This is a genomic window from Clostridium sp. UBA6640 (assembly GCF_002455975.1).
Lineage (GTDB): Bacteria > Bacillota > Clostridia > Clostridiales > Clostridiaceae > Clostridium_J.
Window position 1 is genome coordinate 785 of sequence record NZ_DKLM01000086.1, and the last position, 1,963, is coordinate 2,747.

The 1,963-nt window shown below is 31.9% G+C and carries 3 protein-coding genes; all 3 read right to left on the bottom strand.

What is annotated here, in order from left to right; genetic code table 11:
* Positions 1-26 precede the first annotated feature (26 nt).
* Positions 27-824, bottom strand: a complete 798-nt coding sequence (locus B2W91_RS10015) for a TPM domain-containing protein (protein ID WP_291580456.1) — start codon at positions 822-824, stop codon at positions 27-29.
* Positions 825-834: 10 nt separating this feature from the next.
* Positions 835-1,347: a LemA family protein gene (locus B2W91_RS10020; RefSeq protein ID WP_291580516.1), complete on the bottom strand. Its 513-nt coding sequence runs from the start codon at positions 1,345-1,347 to the stop codon at positions 835-837.
* Between the two features lie 29 nt (positions 1,348-1,376).
* A complete protein-coding gene (locus B2W91_RS10025) occupies positions 1,377-1,754 on the bottom strand; it encodes a CoA-binding protein (protein ID WP_291580458.1) in 378 nt (125 codons plus the stop codon).
* Between the last annotated feature and the right edge of the window lie 209 nt (positions 1,755-1,963).

Consider the following 1,963-nt stretch of genomic DNA (forward strand, 5'->3'; position numbering starts at 1 on the left):
TTCATGCTTAATTCTTAATTATTTAACTACCAGCGTCCAGATGAACCTCCGCCACCGGATGAGCCTCCACCGAAGCCTCCACCGCCTCCTGAGGAACCTCCGAAACCTCCGCCTGATCCGCCTCTTCCACCTCTTCCATTTCTTCTTCCAAGGCTGCTATAGAATAACATTCTACATATTCTTCCTCTATTAAACATAACGTCTATTATTACTAAGAATATTATAATGCCTATACCTATATTTCCAAAAATAGAATTGGTGTCTTTTTCGACAGTGGATATTTTTAAATTTTTTTCTAAGGTCACACCATATTCTTTAGCAATAGCATCAGCAAATGTGCTATATGCCTCTAAGAGACCTAAACTATATTCTCCATTTCTAAATCTAGGTTTTGCAACCTCTTCCATCACTCGATTTGAGAATATGTCTGGTATGGCTCCTTCAAGGCCTCTTCCTACTTCAACTCTCCACTCTCTATCTTCTACTGCTACAAGTATTAAAAGCCCATTGTCTTTATCTTTTTTGCCTACTCCCCAAGTTCTAAAAAGCTTATTAGCATAATCTTCAATAGGATAATCATCTAAAGATTTTATTATTACAGCAGTCATTTCTGCAGAAGTTTTTCTTTCAACTTCTCCTCCTATTGCTAGAAATTGCTCTTCACTTTTCTTATCTAGTATTCCTGCATAGTCATTTACATATTTATATTCTGTAACTTTAGGAAAATTTATTGCCCATATATCTTTAGGGAATATAAAAGTAAATAATAAAAAAAAGCTTAAAATTAAAAGTTTTAACTTATTATTTTTAATTAGCCTTCTCATAGATTATCACTTACTTAAACTCAACTTTTGGAACTTCTCTAGCACCTTCAGCTGCTTTATAGAATTGTTTTTCCTCAAATCCAAACATAGAAGCTACAATGTTAGTTGGAAATTTTCTTCTTCTACTATTATAGGCAGAGACAATTCTATTATAATCTTCTCTTCCAATTGCTATTCTATTTTCTGTTCCTTCTAAGGCAATAGTTAAATCCTTAAAGTTTTGATTTGATTTTAATTCTGGATAATTTTCTACAACTACTAAAAGTCTTGATAATGCATTTGAAAGCTCTGCATCTGCATTAGCTCTTTCCTCTACTGTTCGAGCACCAGATAATTTTGCTCTAGAGTCTGCAATTGATGTAAAAATTTCCTTTTCTTGCGATGCATAACCCTGAACGGTAGACACCAAATTTGGTATTAAATCTGATCTTCTTTGAAGCTGAGCATCAATATTTGCTTCAGCGGTTTTCACCTGTTGATCTAATGAAACAAGTCTATTGTATGTTNNAATTTCAACCTTAATTCTTCATCCTTCACACTTAATTCTTAATTCTACAGTTTTCCAAGTTCAACATATAAACATTGATTATTTTCTATATTGAATCCTAATTCCTTTGCTTTATTTATTACTTCATCATTATAGGAACCTGGTTGGAACCAAAGGTTCTTTATTCCATGTTCTTTTATGGTTTCTAGAGAATTTAATGCAATTTTAGGATTTACAATTATGCTTATACCTTCTACCTTTTCTGGTAATTGTTCTACAGAAGAAGCTATTTTCATTCCTTCAATTTCATCATATTTAGGATTTATACCGTATACTGTATAACCTTTTTCTCCTAACCTTTTTAATATTTTGTATCCAAATTTACTTTGATCATCTGTTGCACCCAAAACAGCCCACTTTTTTACCTCAAGCATTTTATTCATAATACCTCTCTCCTCCTTATGCTTCGTAATAAAATAACTGGCCAAATATAATAAGAGTAATAATGGTTAAAACCCTCAGCTAAATCCTCCATTACTAACTATTAATTATGAATTTCTTAGAATTTAAGCTATTTCTATAGAGAATTTATTTCCCATAATATAATATCCATATACTTTTATAGGGTTCCCTAATAAAAATTTAACTTATG